This is a genomic window from Actinomyces capricornis, from assembly GCF_019974135.1.
Taxonomy (GTDB): domain Bacteria; phylum Actinomycetota; class Actinomycetes; order Actinomycetales; family Actinomycetaceae; genus Actinomyces; species Actinomyces capricornis.
This window is the reverse complement of sequence record NZ_AP025017.1, coordinates 2584410-2609440: the sequence shown is the minus strand read 5'-3', so window position 1 is coordinate 2609440 and position 25031 is coordinate 2584410. Positions and strand designations below refer to the sequence as shown.

Sequence of the window (25031 nt, the reverse complement as noted above, 5' to 3'; positions counted from 1 at the left end):
GCCCAAGTCTCCCACGTGCCCGCGCCCGCGCCATCAGGCGCCGATGTGAGACGGGTCGGACTCCCCATCCGGCAGTGCTGCCATCCGGGGCCGAATGGCCGCCAGGGACGGTGCGCCGCAGGTAGCGTGCCACCCGTCCCCTGCTCTTCTCTCCTTCCCCTCCCAGGAGGTCCCATGGATACCAGCCTCATGCTCATCAAGGCGGCCCTCGTGGCCCTCACCATCCTCGTGGTGGCCCTCATCGTCGGAGCCTCCAGGGGCGCCCGCCGCGACGGGCCGGTGCGCATCACCGCGCCCGTCGGCCCGGGTGGCCCCAGTGGCGCGGCGGAGACCATTGATGTGCCCCGCCAGCGCCCGTCGGGCTCCATGAGGGTGCTCGGCGTCATCACGATCGCCTGCGGCGCGATCCTGGTGCTGATCGCGGCGGTGGTCCCCGATCCCATGGCCGTGGCGGTCCTGGGGGTGATGGGGGCCGTCATCACCGGCGCGGGCGTGCACACCCTGCGCTCCTACCGGAACTGCTCGCTGGTGGATGCCCCGACGATGACGATCATGACCACCTGGCGCGGCCGGGAGAAGCGGGTGGCCCATGAGGAGATCACCACGTACCACGCGGCGAACCGGCGCACGGCGGTCGTGCGCGACAGCCGCGGCCAGGGCCTGACGATCGACCTGGCCCGGTTCTCCGTGCCCCTCCTGGCCCGCCACCTCATGCAGCTGGAGGCCGAGGGGGCACTGGCCGGCGGGAGCCTGGGCGATTCCCGCAGGATCACCAAGGGCCTGAGCAATGTGGAGTTCACCTTCAAGATGCGCTTCCCCGACCACTACAAGGCACTCCTGCTCCAGGGGCCGGGGGCCAACCCGGCCGCCTTCCAGCGCGACCCGGCCGCACCGGCGGGCAGGGGCTGGGCCGGCCCGGCCTACAGCGCCTGGCTCCAGGCGCTCCAGGCGACGCTGCGGGGGTAGTTGCGGGTGCTGCCCCGGGGCGGGGTTGCGGGGTGGTCGCGGCCTGCCGGGCCGCACAGAGGTACAGAGGTATCGCCGGCATCACTGCGACCCGCTCCCCTGCTTAGGCTAGCCTGACCCGCGTGATGGACCGGATCAACGAGCTGCCCTACGCCTGGGTCTTCCTGTTCTTCTGGTGCGGGGCCATGATGCGCTCCCACACCATGTACTGGATCGGGCGGGGCGTGACGGCGGGCACGGCCCGCAGCAGGTGGGCGGCGATGCTCGATCACCCCCTGTACGCCACGGCCCAGGCCTGGACAGCTCGCTGGGGCGTGCTGGCCATCCCCATGTCCTTCCTGACCGTGGGGCTCCAGAGCTTCATCCAGCTCTCGGCCGGGGTGGCGCGCATGCCGCTGCGGCATTACATCCCGGCCACCGCCGTGGGGGCGGTGGCCTGGGCCACGATCTACACGACCGTGGGCATGGCGGTGCTGGGCGCCTGGTTCTCCACCACGACCGGCCGGATCGTCTCGGTGGCGATCATCGCGGCCTTCGCCACCTCGGTGGTCCTCCAGCACCGCCGTCTCAAGCAGAGCCGCCTGACGCGGGCGGGCGCGTGAGTATGCGGTGAGCACTCCCCCTCCGGCTCTGACGCTCCTTGGGCCCCTCCTGAGCACATGCGCTCGTAGCCGAGAGCGGCTCCGAGGCGCAGCCGCGTGCGCGCCCGCCCTCGCAGCCCCGCCCGCGCCCTCCTTGTGACGAGAAGGCCTCATTCCGCCATGCCCACCTCAGCGGCGAGACGGCTCAGCTCGGAGGGGTCGTCCTGCTGAGGGTTGAACCATCTCCATCCTGCGGTATCGGAGGAGCTCCTCGCATCGGAGGGAGGATCCTCGCGGAGGCGCACATGGGCGATGGCGCCGTGATGATGGAAGTCGATGAGCGACCCGTCCGCCGAGCGATCCACGTGGATCGCGAATCTCGAGAAATCTCCTATGGCGAGACTGCTGACCCCGAGCTCTTCATGGAGCTCTCGACGCAGCGCCTCATGCCATGACTCGAAGGGCTCGGGGCTCCCTCCCGGAAGATCCAGGAGCCCTTGATACGGTCCACGAGTTTTTCTCACGCAGAGCAGCAGGCCATTGCATCGTATACGTGCGTAAACACCGAAATGATAGGCGCCCAGCAATCCTCTCCCTTTCAACTCGCACCGATGCGCATCGCACTCCCGGCAGATTCAGCATGGCGACTGAGCACACCATAGAGCGCCCCATTACCCTACTACACGAAAGGCTCGCTCACAGGGAATCCAGTCTTTGGCGGGCCACCTGTCACTGGACGGAATAACATCCCGCCCCAGAGACCATGCAGGGAGCTGCTCACCGACCGAGGTGAATGTCTCTAGACGTAGGATGCTCCCGCTCCCCGACCCGACTAAGAACAGCGGATCGCTACGCCTGCGCATAGCCCTCATGACGGTATCCCGGAGGAGCCCGCCCCCATGGGCGCAGTGCAGGAGACCTGTCGAGGCCCTCTCGGTCGCCCCGGCGATCAAGGGGCGCACGCGCTATGCCGCGGGGTCTCCCGCATCTCGCTGGGTCACCCACATCCCGCTGACCCAGACAGGCGGATCTCAACGGGCAGAATGCAAGTCACCCAGCAGAAAACGACCGACCCGGCAGAGAACCGACCCACACAGGGCGCCTTCTGACCAGGTGGTGGCCGAGAACCAGAAGCGCATCAACGCATCTCAATGCACCTTATGGCGCGAGGTGCCTTCTGACTTGAGTCAGTGGCTCTATAGCGGAAGGGTCGATAAGTCTCAATGCACCTTATGGCGCGGGGTGCCTTCTGACCGTGGTTCCTGGCTCGGGCCCGGCAGCTCGGCGTGTCTCAATGCACCTTATGGCGCGGGGTGCCTTCTGACTGGACGCAGCCGCTTGCGGCGTGTCTTGTCGAGCCGTCTCAATGCACCTTATGGCGCGGGGTGCCTTCTGACGGTTCCCTTTAAAGGCTGGGCACAGCCCCAGCTTGGTCTCAATGCACCTTATGGCGCGGGGTGCCTTCTGACCCACCCCTCGAACCACCCCCTGTGACCAGCAGTGATACGAGGCGCAGTGCAGGCGACCCGTCAGCACCCTCCAGACCGCCCCGGCACAGACCCCTTTGTACCACATCCATGCAGGTCAGCGCCACAGCGCCAGCGACGCCCCTCCAGCGCCCCCGTCACCCGGAATCCAACGACACCATGCGGAAAAGTCACCCTCCCCCGCCAACATCAGACATCCGATATCCGCGACCAAAGTCCCACCCCCACGCTCTTCGATGCCCCCAGACCGACTCATCCACAGCCCTCGGCGGATCAATCGGTTGGTGCTACCAGGGACGGCGAGTGCCCGGCACGTCGGCCGGGGATGGCCCGCTTCGGCCGGTGGGGCAACCGCCGGGCCTCAGTGATGACGGGGGTCCTTCCCGGTGGGCTGCCTGCGCGGCCTGAGCCGGGAGGTGGGCATCGGCGGAGCGGGAAGGGGCCCCGGCTGCCCCGGCGGGAACCGGCCGAAGATCGCGGGCTTTCCGGCGTCATCGGGATGCATGGCCTCGAATCCCATCTCGGCCTGGTAGCGGCGGCGGTACTCGACGATCTCGTCATGGGTGCGGCCGATGAAGTTCCACCACATGACGATCTGCTCGCCCAAAGGCACGCCGCCGAGCAGGATCACCCGTGCCCCAGCCCGGCCCGCAGTGATCTCAAGCGCATCCGACCCGACGGGTGCGTAGGCCAGGCAGCGGTGCGGGGCCCTCACTCCATTCACCGCCACATCGGCATCCTCGGCCAGTACCGCATGCTCGAAATCCGGACGCACCTCGAGCCCGATAGTCGCACCCGGATCGATGAGCAGCTCCGCGCCGAGCAGGTCCGGCGTGCGCGTGCGCACCGGGGAGGCCGAGCCGAGCAGCTCGCCGATGAACACCCGGGCGGTGACCCCCTCGCCGATCACGGGCTCGGGAGCGTAGTGGGCGAAGTGGTTCTCGCTATGCCGGGTCTCCTCGGGCAGCGCATACCACAGCTGCACCCCGTGCAGCGAAGTGGTCTCGGGCGTGCTGAACTCCTGGTGGGTGATGCCACGGCCGGCGATCATGAGATTCAGCTCCCCGGGGCTCACCGAGGCGGCATTGCCGCCGGAGTCGAGATGATCGATCCTCCCGGTGAAGAGCCACGAGACGGTGGCGAGCCCCGTGTGCGGGTGGCGGGGGACCTGCATGCCGCCAGTCGCCGAGACGTCGTCGGGGCCGTAGTGGTCAAGAAAGCACCACGCACCCACCAGCGACCGCTGCCGCTGCGGCAGGGTCCGGTAAACGGTCATGGCGCGCAGCCCGCCCAGCGGCACCGGCCGGGGCTCCAGCACCTCGATATCGGTGCACGGCTGCCCGGGCCCGAGCACAGAGGCGGTGGGGTGAGGATCGAGGTTCGTCATGTCGCTATCCGGCTTCCTTAGTCCCGCGACCATTCTCATGACCGCACTCCAACGTGCTATTCAGAGGTCGCTGCGACCGCATGATATCCAGAACAGCTGTCATGACGTCTCCACCGGTGCGCAGTGGCCGCCGGCAGCCGCGGACCACGATCCTCCAGCCCCTCCCCGCCCGCGCACCCCCGGACGCCCTCCCCGCACAGGCGGGCATGTGGGCGGGCCGCAGGAAGATCCCGCGATGCGGACGATTGTGCCGGTCGGCCCACCGCGGTCTACAGTGGCCCCCATGACTGCTCGGCACACCATCTGGTGGTGGCTCCCCTCAGGGCGAGCCGCCACATCGCCGCGCTAGGACGCACCGGCTCGCTCACCGCGGGCCACCCCGGCACCATGCGTGAACGGCCCGCCTGACTCCCGCCGTCAAGGACACCCCAGGAGACACTTCAGGAAAGAGGCCCCATGACCCCCACGCCACCGACGCCGGTCACCAGGACCGTGGCCTATCACGCCGACGGCGGCGCCCTCCTCGAGCACCTCGCCCAAGAGGGCGTGCTGCGCACCGACCAGGGCCCGCACAACCAGCGCCCGCGCCCCCTGGACTGCGTCCTGCTGGAGAGCGCCGACATCACCACCAAGGCCTCGCGCACCACCATCGCCGTCCTGGAGGCCTCCGCGCGCCTGACCTGCTGGGGCCCCCAGGTCGTCGTCGAGGCCCTGCCCGAGCACAGCGCACCCGCCACGGCCGCCGGCCCCAGCCCCGACGGCCTGGCCGCCATCGAGCGCCTGGAGTCCCAGCTGGGCGAGCACGTCGTCGACCGCCGAGCCGGGCACCTCACCCTGAGCCTGCCCACCAGCGCCGACGACGACCCCACCACCGAGGAGCGGGCCCGCCTCACCGCCCTGTCGACCATCGAGCCCCTGCGCCTCCTGGCCGCCGCCGAGGTCGACCACCCCCACCTGCCCCTGGAGGCCGGGGCCTTCGCCTTCGACTACCTGGCCACCTTCGAGGCCCTGCCCGAGGTCGCCCAGGGCGCCAACACCTGCCCCGACTACCTCTTCTACGACGCGCGCATCATCCTGGTGGTCGACCACCCCACGGCCACGGCCACCCTCGTGGGGGCCTCGGTGGACGCCGCCGGCCTGGAGGCGCGCATGGAGGAGCTGGCCACCGCCATCGATGCGGCACCGGCCGAGACCACCACGGCCACCCCCGCCGACCACCCCACGTCCGCCCCCGCGGAGCAGATCCCATCGGCGGGGCCGCTGCAGGCCACCCCGACGGTCTCCGACGCCGGCTTCGAGCAGATGGTGGTGGACATGAAGGAGCGCATCGCCGCCGGGGACGTCTACCAGGTCGTGCCCTCGCGCGGCTTCACCATCGCCTGCCCCGACGCGCTGGCCGCCTACCGGGTCCTGCGCCGTTCCAATCCCAGCCCCTACATGTTCTACCTGGCCGCCCCGGACTTCGAGCTCTTCGGCGCCTCCCCGGAGTCGGCACTGCTGTACTCGGCGCGCACCGGGCAGGTGGCCATCCGCCCCATCGCCGGCACCAACCCGCGCGGGCTGGCCCCCGACGGCAGCATCGACCACGAGCGCGACACCCGCCTGGAGCTCGAGCTGCGCACCGACGCCAAGGAGGTGGCCGAGCACGTCATGCTGGTGGACCTGGCCCGCAACGACGTCGCCCGGGTGTGCCGCCCCGGCACGCGCCAGGTGCGCGACCTCATGCGCGTGGACCGCTACTCCCGGGTCATGCACCTGGTCTCCGAGGTCAGCGGGGAGCTGGCCGAGGACCTCGACGCCCTGGACGCCTTCCGGGCCTCGATGACCATGGGCACGCTCACCGGAGCCCCCAAGCTGCGGGCCGCCGAGCTCATCCGCACCGCCGAGGGCGTGCGCCGCGGCTCCTACGGCGGCTCCGTGGGCTACATCCGCGGCGACGGCGAGCTGGACACCTGCATCGTCATCCGCTCGGCCTTCGTGGCCGGCGGGCAGGCGCTGGTCCAGGCCGGGGCCGGGGTGGTGGCCGACTCCGTGCCCGCCAAGGAGGCCGCCGAGACGCTCCACAAGGCGCGCGCCGTCCTGGAGGCCGTGGCCGCGGCCCAGGGCCGGACCCTGGAGATCAGCGCCGTCGTCGACCCCGGCGGTGCCGGGCCGGCCGACGGCCACGGCCCCGGCCACGGCGACGGCCGAGCGCAGGCCCACGGGACTGCGGAGAGGACTCAGAGGTGAGCGCCATGACACCAGCCACAGCCATCGGCCGCAGCACCGGCGCGAGCCGCGGGGCCCCTCCCCCGGCCGAGGCCCCCGCCCGCGTCGTCCTGCTGGACAACCGCGACTCCTTCGTCTACAACCTCGTCGACCAGTTCGCCTCCCTGGGCGCCGACATCGAGGTCTACCGCAACCACGTCAGTGCCCAGCGGGTCCTGGAGGCCCTGGAGCCCACCGCCGCTGAGCGGGAGGCCGGGCGCCGCCCAGTGCTGTGCCTGTCCCCCGGGCCGGGCCACCCGCGGGACTCGGGCTGCCTCATGGAGCTGGTGGAGGCCAGCATCGGGCGGGGCATCCCCGCCCTGGGCATCTGCCTGGGCTTCCAGGCCATGGTGGAGGCCTGCGGGGGCACCATCGCCCCGGTGGGGCCGGTCCACGGGCGCAGCGACCGGGTGGAGGTCACCGCCCAGGGGCGCGCCGACGCCGCGCTGTCGGTCCTGGACGGCGCCCCCCTGGATGTGGCCCGCTACCACTCGCTGGGCACCCGGGCGCTGCCCGAGGACCTCATCTGCCTGGCGCGCACGAGCAGCGCCGGCGGGCAGGACGGTGCCGGCATCGCCATGGCGGCCCGCCACCGCAGCGCCCCGGCCCTCGGCCTGCAGTTCCACCCCGAGTCGGTCCTCACCCCCCAGGGCCCGGCCCTGCTGCGGGCCATCATCACCGACCTGGCAGCCAGCCGGCCAACGGCCACGCCGACCACTACGCCGTCGGCCCAGCCGATGAGCGCGCCGACAGCACCGACCGCACCGCCGACGAAGGAGACCAGCCGATGACACCGCAGGCCGAGAACAGCCCAACCGGCACCCACAGCGCCGGGGAGGGCCTTCCTACCGCCGAGGACGCCCACGCCCTGGTGCGCACCGTCATCCAGGGAGGACGGCTGAGCCACGAGCAGGCCTCCGTGGTCTTCGCCGCCCTGGGGGCCGGCGACCTGTCCGAGGCCCAGAGCGCCGCCCTCCTGGCGGGCCTGCACGCCCGAGGCGAGGAGTCCCAGGAGCTGACCGGTGCGGCCACGGCCTTCCGCGCCGCCGCACGCGCCTTCCCCGCCGTCACCTTCCCCCTGGTCGACGTCGTGGGCACCGGCGGGGACGGGGCAGGCACCATCAACATCTCCACCGGCGCGGGGCTGGTGGCCGCCTCCATGGGCATCTCGGTGGCCAAGCACGGCAACCGGGCGGTGTCCTCGCGCACGGGGGCCGCCGACGTCATCGCCGAGCTGGGCCTGCCCCTGGACGTGGCCCCGGAGGTCGCCGTGGAGCTGCTGGCCCGCGACCACTTCACCTTCCTGTTCGCCCAGGCCTACCACCCGGCCATGCGCCACGTCGCCCCGGTGCGCCGGGCCCTGGCCACCCCCACGATCTTCAACGTGCTGGGCCCCCTCCTCAATCCCGCCCACCTGACCTACCAGCTCATGGGCGTATGGGACCCGGCCATGCTCGACGTCATCGCACAGTCCATGGTCCAGCTGGGCCGCAAGCGCGCCCTGGTGGTCCACGGCTCGGGGCTCGACGAGATCGCCGTGCACGGCCCCACCCTGGTGCGCGAGGCCACCCCCCGCGGGGTCAAGGCCTACGAGGTCACCCCCGACGAGCTGGGGGCCCGGACCTACGAGCTGGACGATCTCAAGGGCGGCGATCCGGCGCTCAACGCCGACCTGCTGCGCGAGGCCCTCGCCGGCCAGGGCCGCCCCGCCCACCGCGAGGCCCTCGCTGTCAACGCCGGGGCCCTGCTCTACCTCGCCGGCCCCGCCGACAGCCTGGCCGACGGGGCCGCCATGGCCCGCGAGCAGATCGCCTCCGGGGCGGTGGCCACCCACCTGGAGTCCATGACCAAGGCCGACGAGCTGGCCGACGGGCCGGCGGGCGAACCTGCGGGCGAACCGGCCGCCCCGGGCCGGGCCTGAGGCGGTAGCAGGGATGAGCACGCACGAGACCACGGAGCGCCCCATGAACGATGCCCCGCGCAACGATGCCCGCAGGGATGACGCCCTGCCCGACGGGCCCGGCCCGCAGCCCCTCCGGCCCGGCGCCGCCACTGCGCGCGCCCACCGTGAGCCCATCGAGGCCCGCCTCATGGACACCGGGACCGTCCTGGACACCATCGTCCAGGCCCGCCGCCAGCGCATCCCCGAGCTGCGCGAGCGCTTCGGCCATCTAACCGCCGGGGACCTCCCCCGCTCCCAGCGCTCCTTCGCCGCCGCCCTGCGACGGCGCAGCGGGCCGCGGGCCAGTGCCCAGCCCGCCCTCATCATGGAGTGCAAGGCGGCCTCGCCCTCGCGCGGCACCATCCGAGCCGACTACGACCCCGCGGCCCTGGCCGCCCACTACGCCCCCCACGCGGCGGCCGTCTCGGTGCTCACCGAGCCCGACCGCTTCAACGGCTCCTTCGAGGACCTGGCGGCCGTGCGCGCCGTGGTGGAGGCGCCGGTGCTGTGCAAGGACTTCATCGTCGATGAGATCCAGGTGCTGGCCGCCCGCCACCTGGGGGCCGACGCCATCCTGCTCATGCTCTCGGTGGTGCCCGACGAGGTCTACCGCGAGCTGGCGGACCTGGCCGCCGGCCTGGGCATGGGGGTGCTCACCGAGGTCTCCACCGCCCAGGAGATGGAGCGGGCCGCGGCCCTGGGAGCACAGGTCATCGGCATCAACAACCGCGACCTGCGCACCCTGGACACCGACATCGCCCGCACCGAGAAGCTGGCCCCCCTGGCGCCGGCCGGGGCGGTGCTCGTGGGCGAGTCGGGGATCGAATCACCCGACGACGTGCGCCGCCTGGCCGGGATGGTCGACGCCCTCCTGGTGGGCTCCTCGCTCTCAGGAGCCCCGGACCCGGGCGCGGCGGCGGACGCCCTGGCCACAGCCGTGCCCACGGCCGCCGCCACCGGGACGGCCGCGGCTGTCAGCGCGCCCGGGGAGCGGGCCGGGGCCGGCGGTCACGCCGGGCGGGAGGCGGGCCGGGACGCCGCGACGCCGTCGGCGGCACCGGCGGCTGCGGCGTCGTCGGCGCCCCAGAACCCGGACGGCGGCGCACAGCGGCACGGCGATGAGGCGCAGCCGAGCAGCACAGCCCGGCCGGGCGGAGCGGCCCAGGCGGGCCGGGCGACCCACCCGCGCCTGCCCGCCTTCTTCGGGCCCTACGGCGGCCAGTTCGTCCCCGAGCTGCTCATCCCCGCCCTCGACCAGCTCGAGGACGCCTTCATCGAGGCCCAGGCCGACCCGTCCTTCGCCGCCGAGCTCGATGAGCTCATGACCCGCTACCTGGGGCGGCCCACCCCGGTCACCGAGCTGCGCAACCTGCCGGTGGAGGGCCGCGCGCGCATCCTGCTCAAGCGCGAGGACCTCGTCCACGGCGGAGCGCACAAGGGCAACCAGGTGCTGGGGCAGGCGCTCCTGGCCCAGCGGATGGGCAAGAGGCGCATCATCGCCGAGACCGGCGCCGGCCAGCACGGGACGGCCACCGCCATGGTCTGCGCCCTGCTGGGGCTGGAGTGCACCATCTACATGGGGGCCACCGACGTCGTGCGCCAGGCCGCCAATGTCGAGCGCATGGAGCTCATGGGCGCCACAGTCATCCCGGTGGCCTCGGGCGCCGGCACCCTCAAGGACGCCGTCAATGAGGCGCTGCGGGACTGGACGGCGTCCTTCGCCACCACCCACTACCTCCTGGGCACGGCCGCCGGCCCCCACCCCTTCCCCACCATCGTGCGCGAGTACCACCGGGTCATCTCCCGCGAGGCCCGCGCCCAGGTGCTGGCCCTCACCGGGCGGCTGCCCGATGAGGTCATCGCCTGCGTGGGCGGGGGCTCCAACGCCATCGGCATGTTCGCCGAGTTCATCGACGACGAGGGCGTGGCCCTCACCGGGGTCGAGCCGGCCGGGGAGGGGCTGGGCACCGCCCGCCACGGCGCCCCCATCAACAAGGGCCTGGTGGGCATCCTGCACGGGGCGCGCAGCTATCTCATGCGCACCGCGCAGGGCCAGGTCGAGGAGTCCTTCTCCGTCTCGGCGGGCCTGGACTACCCGGGGGTGGGCCCCGAGCACGCCTGGCTGGCCGACACCGGGCGCGCCCGCTACGTGGGGGTGGAGGACGATGAGGCCATCGAGGCCTTCCGCCTGCTCTCGCGCCATGAGGGCATCATCCCGGCGGTGGAGTCCGCCCACGCCCTGGCCCATGCGCTGGCCGTGGCGCGCCGGGCGCCGGCCGGGGGCGAGCCGCCGGTCCTCCTGGTATGCCTCTCGGGTCGGGGGGACAAGGACCTGGACCAGGTGCGCATGCGCCTGGGCGGATCCTTCTCCACCGATGGCGCTGTGGCCCGCGCCGCCCGCATGGTCGAGCAGATGGGCAAGCGCAGCGAGTACACCTCGCTGGCCGCCGGCGCCACCGCCGTCGGCGGCCCGAGCCAGGGCCCCGGCGCCGCTGATCCCGGCGCGAGCACGAGCCCGGTGAAGGAGTCCTGAGATGAGCCGCTACCCCCAGATGTTCGCCGACCTCGCCGAGCGCCGCCAGGGGGCCTTCGTGCCCTTCGTCATGGTGGGCGACCCCACGGCGTCGGCCAGTGAAGCCATCATCGAGGCTCTCATCGAGGGCGGCGCCGACGCCCTGGAGCTGGGCGTGCCCTTCTCCGACCCGGTGGCCGACGGCCCCACCATCCAGCGGGCCCATATCCGCGCCCTGGAGGCGGGGGTGGATTTCGATGCCTGTCTGGAGGTGGTGGGCCGGGTGCGCTCCCGCCACCCGGAGCTGCCCATCGGCATGCTCATCTACGGCAATGTGCCCTTCGCCCTGGGGCTGGAGGCCTTCTACGCCCGGTGCGCGGCGGTGGGCATCGACTCGGTGCTGCTGCCCGATGTGCCGGTGCGCGAATCCGCGCCCTTCTCCGCGGCTGCGGCCGAAGCCGGGGTTGATGCGGTCTACATCGCCCCGCCCTCGGCCGCCGAGCACACGCTCGACGCGGTGGCGGGGGCCTCGCGCGGCTACATCTACGCCGTCTCGCGGGTGGGGGTCACCGGCACCGAGCACGCCTCCTCCACGGTGGGCCTGTCCCAGGCGGTGGAGCGGCTACGGGGAGCCGGTGCGGCCCCGGTGATGCTCGGCTTCGGGATCTCCCGGCCCGAGCAGGTCGCCGAGGCCATCGCGGCGGGAGCCGATGGGGCGATCTCGGGCTCAGCAACCGTGCAGATCATCGAGGCCCACCTCCCCGCCCTGGCGGCCGCGCCGCAGGGGTCTGCGGCCCATGCGGCCGCCCTGGAGGCGCTACGCGCCGATCTCACCGGCTTCGTGGCGGCGATGAAGGCGGCCACCGGCACTCGCTGAGCCGCCGGCGGGCAGGGGGCCGGCCCCAGGCCCGGTCCCGGACTGCTACAGAGTCCGGGACCGGGACGGGCACAGATCTCATCCATAGGGCGCCCAGCAATCCCCATGGCGAACCAATGAAAACGTACCAGAAATAAACACGGAACATTTCGATGGTGCGCAGCCGTCGCCCCACGCACACCCAACAATGCACAATGAGGCCACCGAGAATCACCAAGAGAAGTGAGCATCGACGCAGGTCAACCACCGTTTAAGCGGCAATCCTACGGAATATCGAACCGGGCGCACAGGTCCTTTACAGCCGATAGAAGAACCGACATAATCGAATGGCCACCATTATTCTTCTGGCTCCCCCTCGGAGAAAGGCTATTCATGCGCACGCCACCACCCGGAGCACCGGCGCTCCGCCATGGAATTGCACGCCTGCTGGCGCTGGCCCTGGCGGTGCCACTGATCGCCACCGCCCTGCTCGCCGCCCCGGCCCAGGCCACTCCCACTCCCCCGGCCACAGGCGCGATGGCGCTCACCGGCTCCTACGACCCCGGCGGCGCCGGGTGCCACGGGCATACCAGCGCCCCGGACTGCCTGTCCTGGGACCTCGTCATCCCCTCCACGGCGGTGGGCCACCAGAGCACGGAGATCACCATCGAGGCCGACTCCGCGCCCGGGCAGTGGACGTGGGACTGCCGCGCCGAGGACCTGGTGGCAGGATCGAGCTCCTTCTACACCAGCCACTACAGCGGCGGGCCCATTGAGAGGCTGGCCTCCACCGGCCTGGGCTTCTACAACCACCTCTACTACAGCCACTACGGGGACTACGCCGGCTCGGTCAACCGGGTCGAGTGCACCCCCGAGCACCTGAGCCTGACCTACGCCGTCGACTTCGCGACCTGGAGCCAGGACGCCTACCTGGTGCTGGAGGACATCGGGGCCATCGCCACCGCCCCCGGGACGGGGGCGCGCACCTACTCCGCCGCGATGTCCATCACCACCTCCCAGTCCGCCACCCCCCAGACCCTGAGCGCGAGCGCGGGCAAGCCGGACCAGGCCGACGCGCACGCCACCGTCACCACCGAGCGCGTGGCTGTCCAGGACGAGCCCTGGGGGGCGGGGCGCTACGCCATCACCGTCCGGAACGACTCCACCACCGCCCTGTCCGACTTCTCGGTCTCCAGCGCCGTGACCGCGGGGCCCGCCTCCCTGACGTCCCTGACCTGCGACTTCAGCGCCCTGGGCGGCGAGGTGGTCACCGACACCACCGCCTCCGATGGGATGAGCCTCTACGCCGGCAAGGCCTCGATCCCCGCAGGCAAGAGCGCCACCTGCTACCTGGAGGCCACCGGCGTGTCAGGGCGCAACACGATCTCCAGCAGTGCGAGCACAAAGGCCAAGGAGATCTTCCCCTCCGAACTGCAGGACGTGCGCGCCGACGTCGAGGCCTCCGTCCAGGCCGACACCTCGGTCACGGTCGAGCCCGCCAACATCAACGGCCTGGGCGAGAGCCCCTACGTGCGCGTGACCTACACCGTGGACTACAAGAACCTCACCGACGTGGGGACCACCACCTCCCCGGTCACCCTGAGGCCCCAGGCCCCCCAGGGCCTGACCCTGAGCTACGCCACCGCTGACGGCGCCTACTGGCTGCGCCCCCTGGACGCCTTCATGCCCGGGGCCGACGGCGCGATCACGCTGGGCGGGGGCATCCCCGTCTCCGGGGACTCCACGGCGAGGCTGAGGGTCTTCGCCGTCTACCGGGTCGACACCGGCGCCGTGGACCGAGCAGGAGGATGGGAGGCGCTGAGCCGCTGCGATGCCGCCGACCCGTCCACGGGGCTGAGAGCCACCGTGGAGCTCGCCCAGGCAGGCGGCATCCAGGCCGCCAGCCACGCCACCTGCACCGCCGTGACCCGCCAGACGGGCCAGTAGGCCCCCGCGCTGTGCCTGCGGCCCCGGCCGCCGGCACAGCGACCGCGACAGGATCGCCGGGAGCGGCGCGAGCGTTGAACCCAGCCGCTCCCGGCGGCCGCCCGCAGCCGGCGTCGTCGGCCACGGCCCACCGGAGGGTCGATACGCGCACCCAGCCACCCCACCCCTGATAGTGTGTCTTGTCACACCGGGTTGCGGTCGAGCAGCCCACCCTCTGTGACGAAAGAAGCCGACGATGCCGTCAGCCGCCCACAGCAAGATCAGCCTACTCGTCATCCGCAGCGCCATCGTGGCCGCGCTGGGAGGACTCCTCTTCGGATTCGATACCGCCGTCATCTCCGGAACGACCAACAACCTGCGCTCGGTGTTCGACCTGAGCGAGTTCGGCCTCGGCTTCACCGTGGCCACCGCCCTCATCGGCACCATCATCGGCGCCATGTCAGCGGGGCGGCCCGCAGACATCTGGGGCCGCAAGAGCATCCTGCTGACCATCGGCCTGCTCTACACGGTCTCGGCCCTGGGCTCGGCCCTGGTGTCCAACTGGTACCTGTTCATGTTCTTCCGCCTCATCGGGGGCATCGGTGTGGGCGGGGCCTCAGTGGTGGCACCGATCTACACCGCCGAGATCTCCCCCGCCCGGGTGCGCGGCCGGCTCGTGGGGCTGGTGCAGTTCAACGTGGTGCTCGGCATCCTGCTGGCCTACCTGTCCAACTACATGCTGGCCAAGATCTTCGACTACGAGGTGGCCTGGCGCTGGATGTTCGGTATCGAGGCGGTCCCGGCCATGGCCTTCCTCCTGCTGGCCCTGACCATCCCCGAGAGCCCCCGCTGGCTCTACAGCAGGGGCCGCACCGAGCAGGCCCGCTCCATCGTCGAGCGCCTGACCTCCTCCCGCCAGGAGGCCGACTTCGAGATCGGGGAGATCGAGCAGGCGCTGCAGCAGGATGCCTCCATGGGCAAGGCGCCGTTCTTCGTGCGCCGCAACAGGCGGGTCATCCTGCTGGCCTTCGCGATCGCGGCCTTCAACCAGCTCTCGGGGATCAACGCCATCATGTACTACGCCCCGGACATCTTCCGCATGGCGGGGGCCGGCTCGGATACCGCCTTCCTGTCCTCCATCGCGGTCGGGGCCATGAACCTCATCGCCACGATGACCGCGCTGACCGTCATCGACAAGTTCGGCCGCCGCAGGCTCATGATCGTGGGCTCCATCGGCTACCTCATCTCGCTGGGCTCGATCGCGGTGGTGTTCTTCATGTCGGGCGAGAGCTTCTCCGGCGGCGCCTCCACCCTGGTGCTGCTGAGCCTGCTGGTGTTCATCGCGGCGCACGCCTTCGGCCAGGGCTCGGTGATCTGGGTGTTCATCTCCGAGATCTTCCCCAGCCGCATCCGTGCCCGCGGCCAGGCCCTGGGCTCCTTCACCCACTGGTTCTTCGCCGCGGTCATCTCCTGGAGCTTCCCGGCCATCGCCGGGGGCCTGGGCGGGGGATGGGCCTTCACGCTGTTCCTGGTGTGCATGGTGGGCCAGCTCGTCTGGGTGCTGACCACGATGCCCGAGACCAAGGGCGTGCCCCTGGAGGAGATGGAGGAGAGACTGGGCCTGGGCAGCGGGCGGTAGCGGCGCCCACCGCCTTCCGGCCGCCCGCCGGGGCTGCCCGGCGCCGGGCGGGCCTGCGCGGCCGGACCCGTGCGGCGCCGTCGGCGCGCCTGCGGCTAGGGTTGGCCCATGGCCAGCCTGCTCAACCGGATCCTGCGCGTGCTCGGGCGCGCCGCCGCCGACGCCGCCTCCGAGGCGCTGACAACCGCGACCAGGCCCACGACGACCACCGGCGGCCCCGCCGACCGCCCCAGTACCGGGACCTCCTCGGGCTCGGGCAAGGCGGACTCCGGCTCGAAGGGCCGCTCCGGTAGCGCCTCGTCCCGTGGCACCGATCGGCCCAATCGCAGCCGCGGGGCCGACGACGCCGCTCGGGGCAGGGGCGGCGCCGCGCCGCACCGCGGGGTGGCGGTCTACGACGTCGGCTCCCTGGGCCTGCCCGACTTCACCTACTCCCCCGACCCCGACGGGGATGCTGACCCCGGCGAGGTGGTGTGGACCTGGGTGCCCTATGAGGAGGACGCCACCCAGGGCAAGGACCGCCCGGTGCTGGTGCTCGCCCGTGCCCAGGGCCGGCTGGTGGTGGCCCAGATGACGTCGAAGGATCATGACCGCGACGCCGCCCAGGAGGCGCGTTGGGGCCGCCACTGGCACGACGTCGGCTCGGGGCCCTGGGATGCCCGGGGGCGCCCCAGCGAGGTGCGCCTGGACCGGCTGCTGAGCGTGGAGCCGGACGCGGTGCGCCGCGAGGGGGCCACCATGCCGCGCGGCACCTTCGAGGCCGTCGTCGCGGCCCTGCGCGCCCACCACTCCTGACCCACCCCTAACTTTCGACAATTTGCATGAGATCGGCCTTTTCCAGGCCTGGAGAAGTACGATCTCATGCAAATTGTCGAAAGTGGGGATCGCCTACTGCACCCACTCCATATGAAGAATCTCCTCAAAGCCACCTGGGCCCTCAACCTCGCACTGTGCCTGGCAACCGTCCTGCTTGTCCCCCAGACGCTCGTATCCTTGTTCCCGGCCGAGACAAGCGGCTACGTCATTATCAGTGAGACCGGCGTCGACCCCGACGATCTCCATCGGATCGGCGAGCAGGCCGGCGTCGAGGTCGCCCAAGTACGCCACATCACGGACTACGACGACGACGTCAACGCATCCTTCTCGACAACCGCCGTCGAGATCCTCGGCTACAAGGCCGACGACTACATCCGCCCGCCGCTGACCCCCCTGCTCCTACCGGAGTCCATCGCCTACAGCGCCAGCACCGTCCAGGACGACGCCCTGGGAGGGTGGTACGCCATCGGCTCCCACCAGAGCACCACGCAATTCCTCAACCGCGTCACCGGCCAGTGGGGCGATCGGATCAGCGGCTCAGGGATCCTGTCCCCGGGCCTTGCCCCGTCCACCGCCATCAGCTCCGAGATCGGCATGAGCCTGCTGGTGGCCCAGATGATCCTTGCCCTCGTCCTGGCCCTCACCACCGCCTCCCACTCTCCCTCCTACAGGAACGCCCGCCTGCTGGGCCGCTCCCACACCCGCCTTGCTCTCCACCTCCTCTACAACAGCCTCCGGGCAACATGCTGCTGGCTCCTGCTCCCCCTGGCGCTGCTCGCCCTGATGGTGGCCTACGACGCCTACGGATCCACCATGCTGAACATCCACCGCATGAGCGCCGAGCTCATCGGCTGCTGCACCGCCCTGACCCTGGCCGCAACCCTGACAGGCACACTCGCAGGATGGGCCGTGCTCGCCGCCGGGAGCCGGCGGCGCCCCGGGACTGAGGCGCGCCCACGCCACGGGATCGCCCTGCTGACCTACGCACTCGTGCTGGCCATGACCTGGTCCTTCTCAACAGCGAGCATCAACCTCGTCATCGACGTCCTCCAGGCGCAGGCGCTGCGCAACCAGGCCCAGGCCCAGCAGTCCCTCCCGCCGGCCACCTCCCTGAGCATCTGGTCCGTCAACGAGCCCACCTTCACGACCAAGACACCCCAGATCGCCTCCTTCATCACCCAGACCCAGCAGGAGGGGCGCCTCATCCTGACCTGGGCGGTCCCCAACGGCTCCACCGGGGACAGCGGCGAAAGGCCCACGCTCTACCTCAACAGCACGGCTGCCGCCAACTACGGCCTGCCCGAGACCACCGATCAGCAGGCCACCCTCTACCGGCCTCGATCACTGGCCGGCCAGGACGAGGCCCTGACCCAGGGACTCATCGAGCAGGCGCACTTCAACACCCTGCACGGGGCGAGCGCGGGCACGATCACCGTTACCACCCACGACCTGGAGGACGTCAGCGCGCTACTGCCGGACAACCTGCCCGCCGTCAGCTACTTCCTCAGCTCCGAGGGAACCCGCACCAACGACTGCCTCATCGCCGTCGTCCCCGACGGCTACTTCGCCCCGGACGACTACCTGTCCGCCATCACCCAGGGGGCGGCAGTCCTCACCGACCACAGCATCGTCTCCCTGCGCGAGAGCCTGCGCGAGCACCATGTGGAGGACCTCGTGGCGCGCTTCGACACCGTCGGCACCGGTAACACGGCCCTCAGAGAGCAAACCACGCGCACAGCGGCCCTTCACGGCCTCATCCTGCTGACCGCCGCCGCCGGTGCTGCGGCCAGCGCCGGGCTCGCAGCACGCGCCTGGGCGCAGGCCAGACGGCGCAGACGCGAGATCGAGCGTCTCCTGGGCCAGCGGCCGCTGGCCGGACGTCTCCTGACCTTGGTCCTCATCACCATCCCTGTCCTCATCCTCGCCTGGCCGCTGCTGGCCCAGCCCACTGCCGAGCTGGCCCTCACTCAGGGGGCATGCGCCCTGGCCCTCGCCGCGGCCGCCGTCGTGGGAGCGTGCCACACCACCACCCGACCCACCCACCCCCGCCGCAGGAGGCAGGCCCGCCATGACTGACACGCTCACCGCCACAGGCCTGACCATCTCCAGGGGCGGTCGCCTGCTCGTCGACGGGCTCGACCTGTCCCTGAAGGAGGGCACCGTCACGGCACTGATCGGCCCCAATGGCTCCGGCAAGACCACCACCGCGTGGTGTCTGGGCCTGTACGACCTCGATTTCAACGGGATGGTCACCATCGATGGCCGGCCTTCCAGCCAGATGAGCCCGCGCGACATCCGCCGGGCGCACCGCACCACGATCGCCCTCCAGCCCCAAGACCTCCTTCTGGAGGACTCCTGGACACCCACCGCCACCCTGCGCCACGCCGCTTGGGCTCTCGGGCTCCCCCGGCGCCAGCGCGGGGCACGGATCACCGACGCCCTGGCCGCCACAGGGCTCACCCGCCTGTCCCGGACCCGCACCGGCCTGCTCAGCGGAGGGGAGCGGATGCGGGTGGCACTGGCGCGAACACTGCTCATCGAGCATCCCCGCCTGGTCATCCTCGATGAGCCCACCGCCGGAGCCGATGAGGAACTCGCCGCGGTGGTCATCGAGGCCCTGAATAAGTGGACCCGGGCCTCGGCGGCGATCCTCGTGGTCACCCACGACCCCAGGCTCGTCGAGCGCGCGGAGAGCCGGGTCGCGCTCGGCACAGGCGAGCAAGTTCACGCAACCGGTGCCCGCGAGCGCGAAGCCCTTGAGAATCCGGCCTGGTAGAGTCGCGCACTGGACCTCTGGCCTGGCCGGCTGCGGGGTCCGGCGACCGGGCCAGCCAGGTGCCCCACCACCTCATGTCAGCCCGTGGCGCGAACCCTCTCTTCCGGCCATCGACCGAACCAGACACGAGAAAGCTTCACCGTGGCGAACATCAAGTCCCAGATCAAGCGCATCAAGACCAACGAGAAGGCCCGTCTGCGCAACAAGTCCGTCAAGTCCGAGCTCAAGACCTACGTGCGCCGCGTGCGCGAGGCCGTTGAGACCGGCGACAAGGACGCTGCTCTCGAGCACCTCAAGGCGGCCTCCCGCAAGCTGGACAAGGCGGTCTCCAAGGGCGTCATCCACAAGAACCAGGCCGCCAACCGCAAGTCCAAGCTCGCCAAGCGCGTCGCCTCCCTGTAAGGCACGCACAGCAGTGAGCACGGTCGAGGGCGCCTCCCCAGCGGGAGGCGCCCTCCCCTTTTTTGCGTCCCTGCGCCGTCGACCCGACCGCCACCCGCGCCGCAGCGCGCCCACCCGCCCATGACACACCCATCCACCCCCGCACCCCCACCAGGAGAGCCGATGCGCATCGGATTCGATCGTGACAAGTACCTGCACATGCAGTCCACCCATATCGCCGAGCGGCGCGCCCAGTTCGGCGGCAAGCTCTACCTGGAGTTCGGCGGCAAGCTCGTCGACGACATGCACGCCTCCCGCGTCCTGCCGGGATTCACCCCCGATAACAAGATCGTCATGCTCGCCGAGCTGGCCAGCGAGGTCGAGGTGGTCGTGGCCGTCAACGCCAAGGACTTCGCCCGCAACAAGGTGCGCGCCGACCTGGGCATCCCCTACGAGGACGACCTGCTGCGCCACATCGACGCCTTCCGCGGCTACGGGCTGTACGTGGCCAGCGTCGTCATCACCCAGTGGACCCACGACAACCGCCAGGCCCAGGACTTCAAGCGCAAGCTCGAGACCCTGGGGCTGAAGGTCTACCGCCACTTCCCCATCCCCGGCTACCCCAACGACGTCGCGCGCATCGTCTCCGATGAGGGCTACGGGCGCAACGAGTACATCGAGACCAGCCGCGACCTGGTGGTCGTCACCGCCCCCGGGCCGGGCTCGGGCAAGATGGCCACCTGCCTGTCCCAGCTCTACCACGACCACCAGCGGGGCCTGGCCTCGGGCTACGCCAAGTTCGAGACCTTCCCCATCTGGAACCTTCCCCTGGACCACCCGGTCAACATCGCCTACGAGGCCGCCACCGCCGACCTCGACGACGTCAACATGATCGACCCCTTCCACCTGGCCGCCCACGGCGTCCAGACCGTCAACTACAACCGGGACGTGGAGATCTTCCCGGTGCTCACCCGCCTGTTCGAGGAGATCCTGGGCTCCAGCCCCTACGCCTCCCCCACGGATATGGGCGTCAACATGGCCGGGCACTGCATCAGCGACGACGAGGCCTGCCGGGAGGCCTCCCGCCAGGAGATCATCCGCCGCTACTACAAGGCGCTGGTGGCCGAGAAGCGCGACGCCGCAGAGCCCGTCCAGTCCAACCGCATCGCCCTGCTCATGGCCAAGGTGGGGGTGAGCACCCACGACCGCCCCGTGGTGGACCCGGCCCTGGCCGTGGCCCGCGCCACTCACGCGCCGGGGGCCGCCATCGAGCTGCCCGACGGGCGGATCGTCACCGGCAAGACCAGCGCCCTGCTGGGCTGCTGCTCGGCGATGCTGCTCAATGCCCTCAAGACTCTGGCGGGCATCGAGGACGGCGTGGAGCTGCTGGCGCCGGAGTCCATCGAGCCCATCCAGACCCTCAAGACCCAGCACCTGGGCTCGCGCAACCCGCGGCTGCACACCGACGAGGTGCTCATCGCCCTGGCCGTCTCGGCCAATGGGGATGACAATGCCCGGCGCGCCCTGGACCAGCTCGAGAGCCTGCGCGGCTGCGACGTGCACACCTCCACGATCCTGGGCCCCGTGGACGAGGGCATCTTCCGCTCCCTGGGCGTGCAGGTCACCAACGAGCCGGTCTACGCCACCAAGTCCCTGTACAAGAAGCGGTAGCGCCTCAGCGGGCGGATCGCCCGCCGGCCCGGGGCGCCGATCCTGCGCTCCGGGCCCGGCAGATGGTCAGCACTGCGCGCTCGACGGCGTAGACGGGGTCCCGGCTGGCGCCCTTGGTCTCGGCGTCGGCCCGGGCCACGGCCAGGATGGAGGCGGCCAGGGCATCGTCGGACCAGCCCGAGAGCTCGCGCCTGGCCCGGTCGACCTGCCAAGGCGCCATGCCCAGCTCGGCGGGGCTCATGCGCCTGCCCCCGGCGGCGGCCACGCGCGCCAACTGGCGGATCTTCATGGCCAGGGCCGCCACGATGGCCACCGGGTCGGTGCCCGTGGCCACGGCGTGGCGCAGGGCGGTCACGGCGGCGGGGGCGTTACCGGCCGCGGCGGCGTCGGCGACGGTGAAGCCGGTGGCCTCGATGCGCCCGGCGTAGTAGGTGCGCACGTGCTCCACGCTCACGGTGCCCTGGGTGTCGGCCAGGAGCTGGTCGACGGCGGCGCTCAGCTCGCGCACGTCGCTGCCCAGGGCGTCGACGAGCGCCCCGACGGCCTCGGGCTCGATGCGCCGTCCGGCGCGGCGCACGTCGGCGGTGACCAGGGCGGACTTGTCCTTGGCGCTCTTGATGGCCTCGCAGGCGATGACCGGGTAGGGGGAGGCCTTGATCGCATCGAGGAGCCTCTTGCCGCGCTGGCCCCCGTTGTGGCGCAGGATCACGGCGACCTCGGGGTCGGCGGCGCCCACGTAGGCCAGCAGGTCGCTCAGGAGCGCGTCGGTCATCTGCTCCAGGGCGGGGATGAGGATGAGCCGCGGCTCTCCGAACAGGGAGGGCGAGACGAGGGTGTCGAGCTGGTGGGCCTCATAGGTGGCGGCCTCGACCCGCGTGACCTGCGTCGTGGGGTCCTTGGCCTTGGCCTGGGCCACGAGGAGCGCCACAGCCCGGTCGGCCAGGATCTCCTCCCCGGCGCGGATGAGGACCACCGGGGCGAGCTCGGCCTGGTCCCAGGGGATTCCTGCCGGGGCGCTGGAGCCTCGGGCGCTGCGCGCCCCGCGGGAGCGCGAGGATCGGGGGGATGCCATGGGCCAAGCCTGCCACGGGGCGGCGGCCTGCGCCCCGCCGCGGCGCGCAGGATGCCCGGCAGGCGCCCCGCGCCGGGAGGGCGGCGCAGCAGGCCTGCGCACCTGCGGCGCGCCCCGGGGTGGGCCAGGGCGAGGGCGACGGCCTCGGCCCCGGCTGCCCCCAGCGCGCCGGTGATCCCCGCGGGCCAGGCCATCTGGGCTCCTGGCAGGTGGGCGAAGGCCCCGGCGACCGCCACCAGCCAGGCGCAGCCCGCCGTCGCCGGCCGGGCGATGAGCCAGGCGGCCGCGGGCCACAGGGGTGCGATGAGGGCCGCCAGGACGCCGCAGACCGTGACCAGGGGGACCACGGGCGCGGCCAGGACGTTGGCGGGCACCGACCAGGCCCCCACGCTGGGCTGGAGGAGGATGAGGATGGGGGCGCAGGCCGCCTGGGCCACCAGGGGCAGTGCCACGGCGGTGGCGGCCCACCGCGGCAGGTGGCGGGACAGGGCTGCGGCCGCCGGTCGCTGCCCCAGCAGGATGCCCGCCGTGGCCGACACGGACAGGGCGAAGCCGTAGTCGCGGGCCTGCCAGGGGTCGATGAGCAGCAGCAGGACGATGGCGGTGTACAGGGAGGGCAGCGCCGTCGCCCGCCGTCCCGCGGCCACCCCGAGGAGCATGACCGAGCCCATGGCGGCCGAGCGCAGCACCGATCCCGAGGGGCGCACGAGGATGACCAGGCCGGCCAGGAGGAGGGCCCCGATCAGGGCCCGCCACCGGCGCGGCACCACGCCCAGGGCCGCCAGGCACAGCCCCAGGACGATGGCCACATGCTGCCCCGAGACGGCTGTGAGGTGGGTCATGGAGACAGTGCGCATGTCCTGGCGCACGGAGGCGGGCAGGGCATGGTCGTCCCCCAGGGCCACCCCGGGCACGAGCTCGCGGCTGCCGGCGGGCCAGGGCCCCGGTGGGGCCTGGCCGGGGCCGGCCCCACCGGTGGGGGCGCCGGCGGCCTGGGCAAGGCCCCGCCTGAGCGCGGTGACGGCGCCCAGGGTGCCCGAGGCGGGCTCGAGGAGCCGCACGCTGGCGGAGCGGCCGATGAGGGCGACCTCCCGCCTGCCGGGGTCGGTGGTCTCCGGGCTCGCGCGCACCCGCACCCGGTCGCCCATCTCCAGGCGGGCCCACTCCTGCCCGGCCAGGACGATGGCGCGCTGCCGGCAGGGCCGGCCCTCGAGGCTCTCGACATCCAGGATGGTGATGACGGTGGTGGCCCTGGGCGTGGCCGATACCCGGGGCTGCTCGGCGATGGTGCCGATGAGCGTCACGGAGCCTGGGCGCGTGGTGGCGGCGGTGAGGGGGTCGAGGCTGCGGGACCACATCTGGGCGGCGCCCACTGCCAGCACGCCGCAGACGGCCACCAGGCAGACCAGGAGGCTGGCGGTGGGTGAGCCGATGGTCTCGGGCCGGTCCTGGGGCGCTCCCGGCCGGTGGTCGGCGCGGTGGCGCGGTGGGCGACGGCGCAGGACGGCAACAGCCAGGAGGGTGGCGGCCCCCAGGCAGGCCAGGGCGACGGCGGCCACTGTGCTCCACGCTGCGGCTGGCCGGCCGACCGCCCAGAAGGCCGCCGCCCAGGCACCGAGGGCGGGGGGCAGGAGCCGCAGGTCGAGGGCCTCGGGGGCCTTGCCGCTGCGGGCGTGCGGGGGCTCGCGCCGGGAGGGGGCGAGGGCCGAGAGGAGGGCGGGGTCGTCCCAGGGCGCTGCCGCGGCGGGGCGGGCCGGAGGCTGCGGACCGGGGGTGTCGGGGGTGTCGTCGCGGGTCATACAGTGGCCGCCTCCTTGAGCGCCTCGAGCTTGGCCTGACCGATGCCGGGAACATCGGTGAGGTCCTCCACGGAGGCGAAGGGCCCGTGGGTCTGGCGGTGCTCGACGATGCGCTGGGCCAGGGCCGGGCCTATCCCGGGTAGGTCCTCGAGCTGGGAGGCGGTGGCGGTGTTGATGTTGATGCGGCTGCCGGGCGCCGCCTGGGGGCCGGACCCGGCCGCATCTCCTGGTGCCTGCGGGCCCGGGGCACCGGGGGCTGCCGGCCCGCCCGCATGGGCGGGATCCTGGCCGGGGTCCTGGGGCGGGAGGGTCTCCCCGAGGCGGGGCACCCGCACCTGCTCGCCGTCGGCCAGGACACGGGCCAGGTTGAGCTGGTCGGTGTCCGCCTCGGCGGTGGCCCCGCCGGCGGCCTCGATGGCGTCGACGACGCGCGCCCCATGGCGCAGCAGGACGACCCCGGGGCTCTGGACAGCGCCGGCGACGTGGACGACGACCCGGTCCTGCGCGGGGGCTGCGGTGCTCAGCGGGTCCACCGGGGCTGTGCCGCCTCCTTGGGCGCCGGCACCGCTGGGGGCCGCGGGGCCGGCCGGCTGCGGCGCTCCGGCTGCGCCCGGTGGGACGGCTTGGGCGGGGGAGGCTGCTGCGGCGTCGGTGGGGGCCGGGGTCGGGACGGGTGCGGGGGCTGGGGCCGAGGGCGCCAGGGCGACGGCGCGCAGGGCGAGCAGGAGGGCCAGGGCGATGAGTGCCACACCGGTGGCGATGGCGGCGCGTGGGGCGATGGCCAGGCGCCGGGGATGGGTCTCGGGCTCGATCGGGTCGGTGGAGCAGGCGAGCCGCACGAGCTCCTCGAGGGGCCGCTTGCCCGAGTGTGCCCGCCTGCCTGCCATGCCTCGACGCTACTGCGGGGCGCGCGGGGCGTCTCGCGCACCTGCCATGCCTGTGGATGGGGCCTGCAGGAGCGATGGCTGTGGAG

General features: G+C 72.1%; 18 protein-coding genes, 1 pseudogene and 1 CRISPR repeat array. Of the genes and pseudogenes, 14 read left to right on the top strand and 5 right to left on the bottom strand.

Annotated features, from left to right (window positions below; all coding sequences use genetic code 11):
• Positions 1–174 precede the first annotated feature (174 nt).
• Both MANAM107_RS10695 and MANAM107_RS10690 read left to right on the top strand, forming a co-directional pair.
• Positions 175–966, top strand: coding sequence for a hypothetical protein (locus MANAM107_RS10695; protein WP_223908203.1), 792 nt, complete (start codon positions 175–177; stop codon positions 964–966).
• Positions 967–1088: 122 nt separating this feature from the next.
• Positions 1089–1568 (top strand): DedA family protein, encoded by a 480-nt coding sequence (locus MANAM107_RS10690; protein WP_223908202.1) that lies wholly within the window; start codon positions 1089–1091, stop codon positions 1566–1568.
• Between the two features lie 149 nt (positions 1569–1717).
• On the opposite strand, the gene MANAM107_RS13310 is transcribed toward MANAM107_RS10690, so the two are convergent.
• Positions 1718–2071, bottom strand: coding sequence for an NUDIX domain-containing protein (locus MANAM107_RS13310; protein ID WP_373314051.1), 354 nt, complete (start codon positions 2069–2071; stop codon positions 1718–1720).
• Positions 2072–2692: 621 nt separating this feature from the next.
• Positions 2693–3016: direct repeats of the CRISPR family, unit length 37 nt; unit sequence GTCTCAATGCACCTTATGGCGCGGGGTGCCTTCTGAC.
• Positions 3017–3395: 379 nt separating this feature from the next.
• On the bottom strand, positions 3396–4352 hold the full coding sequence (locus tag MANAM107_RS10680; RefSeq protein WP_223908200.1) for a pirin family protein: 957 nt from the start codon (positions 4350–4352) through the stop codon (positions 3396–3398).
• Positions 4353–4877: 525 nt separating this feature from the next.
• On the opposite strand from MANAM107_RS10680, the gene MANAM107_RS10675 reads away from it, so the two are divergent.
• From MANAM107_RS10675 to MANAM107_RS10620, 12 genes are all read left to right on the top strand, one after another.
• The gene (locus tag MANAM107_RS10675) at positions 4878–6650 is read left to right on the top strand and encodes an anthranilate synthase component 1 (protein WP_223908199.1); all 1773 of its coding nucleotides are present in this window, start codon (positions 4878–4880) and stop codon (positions 6648–6650) included.
• 5 nt (positions 6651–6655) lie between these two features.
• Entirely contained in the window at positions 6656–7459 is an 804-nt protein-coding gene (locus tag MANAM107_RS10670) for an anthranilate synthase component II (RefSeq protein ID WP_223908198.1), read from the top strand.
• The gene (gene trpD, locus MANAM107_RS10665) at positions 7456–8589 is read left to right on the top strand and encodes an anthranilate phosphoribosyltransferase (RefSeq protein ID WP_223908196.1); all 1134 of its coding nucleotides are present in this window, start codon (positions 7456–7458) and stop codon (positions 8587–8589) included. The genes MANAM107_RS10670 and trpD overlap by 4 nt, the downstream gene beginning before the upstream one ends.
• 169 nt (positions 8590–8758) lie before the next feature.
• The gene (gene trpB / locus MANAM107_RS10660; protein WP_223913108.1) at positions 8759–11143 is read left to right on the top strand and encodes a tryptophan synthase subunit beta; all 2385 of its coding nucleotides are present in this window, start codon (positions 8759–8761) and stop codon (positions 11141–11143) included.
• Between the two features lies 1 nt (position 11144).
• On the top strand, positions 11145–11999 hold the full coding sequence (gene trpA, locus MANAM107_RS10655; RefSeq protein WP_223908192.1) for a tryptophan synthase subunit alpha: 855 nt from the start codon (positions 11145–11147) through the stop codon (positions 11997–11999).
• Between the two features lie 372 nt (positions 12000–12371).
• Positions 12372–13925: a hypothetical protein gene (locus MANAM107_RS10650; RefSeq protein ID WP_223908189.1), complete on the top strand. Its 1554-nt coding sequence runs from the start codon at positions 12372–12374 to the stop codon at positions 13923–13925.
• 235 nt (positions 13926–14160) lie between these two features.
• Complete coding sequence (locus tag MANAM107_RS10645; protein ID WP_223908187.1) at positions 14161–15543, top strand: sugar porter family MFS transporter; 1383 nt, start codon at positions 14161–14163, stop codon at positions 15541–15543.
• A gap of 108 nt (positions 15544–15651) precedes the next feature.
• A complete protein-coding gene (locus MANAM107_RS10640; protein WP_223908184.1) occupies positions 15652–16338 on the top strand; it encodes a type II toxin-antitoxin system PemK/MazF family toxin in 687 nt (228 codons plus the stop codon).
• 111 nt (positions 16339–16449) lie between these two features.
• Positions 16450–18435, top strand: coding sequence for a hypothetical protein (locus MANAM107_RS10635; protein ID WP_223908180.1), 1986 nt, complete (start codon positions 16450–16452; stop codon positions 18433–18435).
• Complete coding sequence (locus tag MANAM107_RS10630; protein ID WP_223908177.1) at positions 18428–19135, top strand: ATP-binding cassette domain-containing protein; 708 nt, start codon at positions 18428–18430, stop codon at positions 19133–19135. The genes MANAM107_RS10635 and MANAM107_RS10630 overlap by 8 nt, the downstream gene beginning before the upstream one ends.
• A gap of 141 nt (positions 19136–19276) precedes the next feature.
• Positions 19277–19537: a 30S ribosomal protein S20 gene (gene rpsT, locus MANAM107_RS10625; RefSeq protein WP_223908174.1), complete on the top strand. Its 261-nt coding sequence runs from the start codon at positions 19277–19279 to the stop codon at positions 19535–19537.
• A 162-nt stretch (positions 19538–19699) separates the two neighbouring features.
• Positions 19700–21187 (top strand): DUF1846 domain-containing protein, encoded by a 1488-nt coding sequence (locus MANAM107_RS10620; protein ID WP_223908171.1) that lies wholly within the window; start codon positions 19700–19702, stop codon positions 21185–21187.
• A 4-nt stretch (positions 21188–21191) separates the two neighbouring features.
• Here the strand turns inward: MANAM107_RS10620 and holA are convergent, their stop codons facing one another.
• The 3 genes and pseudogenes from holA to MANAM107_RS10605 form a co-directional block, all read right to left on the bottom strand.
• Positions 21192–22259, bottom strand: coding sequence for a DNA polymerase III subunit delta (holA, locus tag MANAM107_RS10615; RefSeq protein WP_223908168.1), 1068 nt, complete (start codon positions 22257–22259; stop codon positions 21192–21194).
• Between the two features lie 239 nt (positions 22260–22498).
• A pseudogene (locus MANAM107_RS10610) lies at positions 22499–24058 on the bottom strand (ComEC/Rec2 family competence protein); the annotation flags it as partial.
• A complete protein-coding gene (locus MANAM107_RS10605) occupies positions 24055–24945 on the bottom strand; it encodes a ComEA family DNA-binding protein (protein WP_223908166.1) in 891 nt (296 codons plus the stop codon). The pseudogene MANAM107_RS10610 and the gene MANAM107_RS10605, both read right to left, overlap by 4 nt.
• Between the last annotated feature and the right edge of the window lie 86 nt (positions 24946–25031).

Coding starts and splice junctions, on each gene's coding strand:
- MANAM107_RS10695 (WP_223908203.1), top strand. CDS start 175: ATGGATACCAGCCTCATGCTCATCAAGGCGGCCCTCGTGGCCCTCACC.
- MANAM107_RS10675 (WP_223908199.1), top strand. CDS start 4,878: ATGACCCCCACGCCACCGACGCCGGTCACCAGGACCGTGGCCTATCAC.
- MANAM107_RS10670 (WP_223908198.1), top strand. CDS start 6,656: ATGACACCAGCCACAGCCATCGGCCGCAGCACCGGCGCGAGCCGCGGG.
- trpD (WP_223908196.1), top strand. CDS start 7,456: ATGACACCGCAGGCCGAGAACAGCCCAACCGGCACCCACAGCGCCGGG.
- trpB (WP_223913108.1), top strand. CDS start 8,759: ATGGACACCGGGACCGTCCTGGACACCATCGTCCAGGCCCGCCGCCAG.
- trpA (WP_223908192.1), top strand. CDS start 11,145: ATGAGCCGCTACCCCCAGATGTTCGCCGACCTCGCCGAGCGCCGCCAG.
- MANAM107_RS10650 (WP_223908189.1), top strand. CDS start 12,372: ATGCGCACGCCACCACCCGGAGCACCGGCGCTCCGCCATGGAATTGCA.
- MANAM107_RS10645 (WP_223908187.1), top strand. CDS start 14,161: ATGCCGTCAGCCGCCCACAGCAAGATCAGCCTACTCGTCATCCGCAGC.
- MANAM107_RS10640 (WP_223908184.1), top strand. CDS start 15,652: ATGGCCAGCCTGCTCAACCGGATCCTGCGCGTGCTCGGGCGCGCCGCC.
- MANAM107_RS10635 (WP_223908180.1), top strand. CDS start 16,450: ATGAAGAATCTCCTCAAAGCCACCTGGGCCCTCAACCTCGCACTGTGC.
- MANAM107_RS10630 (WP_223908177.1), top strand. CDS start 18,428: ATGACTGACACGCTCACCGCCACAGGCCTGACCATCTCCAGGGGCGGT.
- MANAM107_RS10620 (WP_223908171.1), top strand. CDS start 19,700: ATGCGCATCGGATTCGATCGTGACAAGTACCTGCACATGCAGTCCACC.
- holA (WP_223908168.1), bottom strand. CDS start 22,259: ATGGCATCCCCCCGATCCTCGCGCTCCCGCGGGGCGCGCAGCGCCCGA.
- MANAM107_RS10605 (WP_223908166.1), bottom strand. CDS start 24,945: ATGGCAGGCAGGCGGGCACACTCGGGCAAGCGGCCCCTCGAGGAGCTC.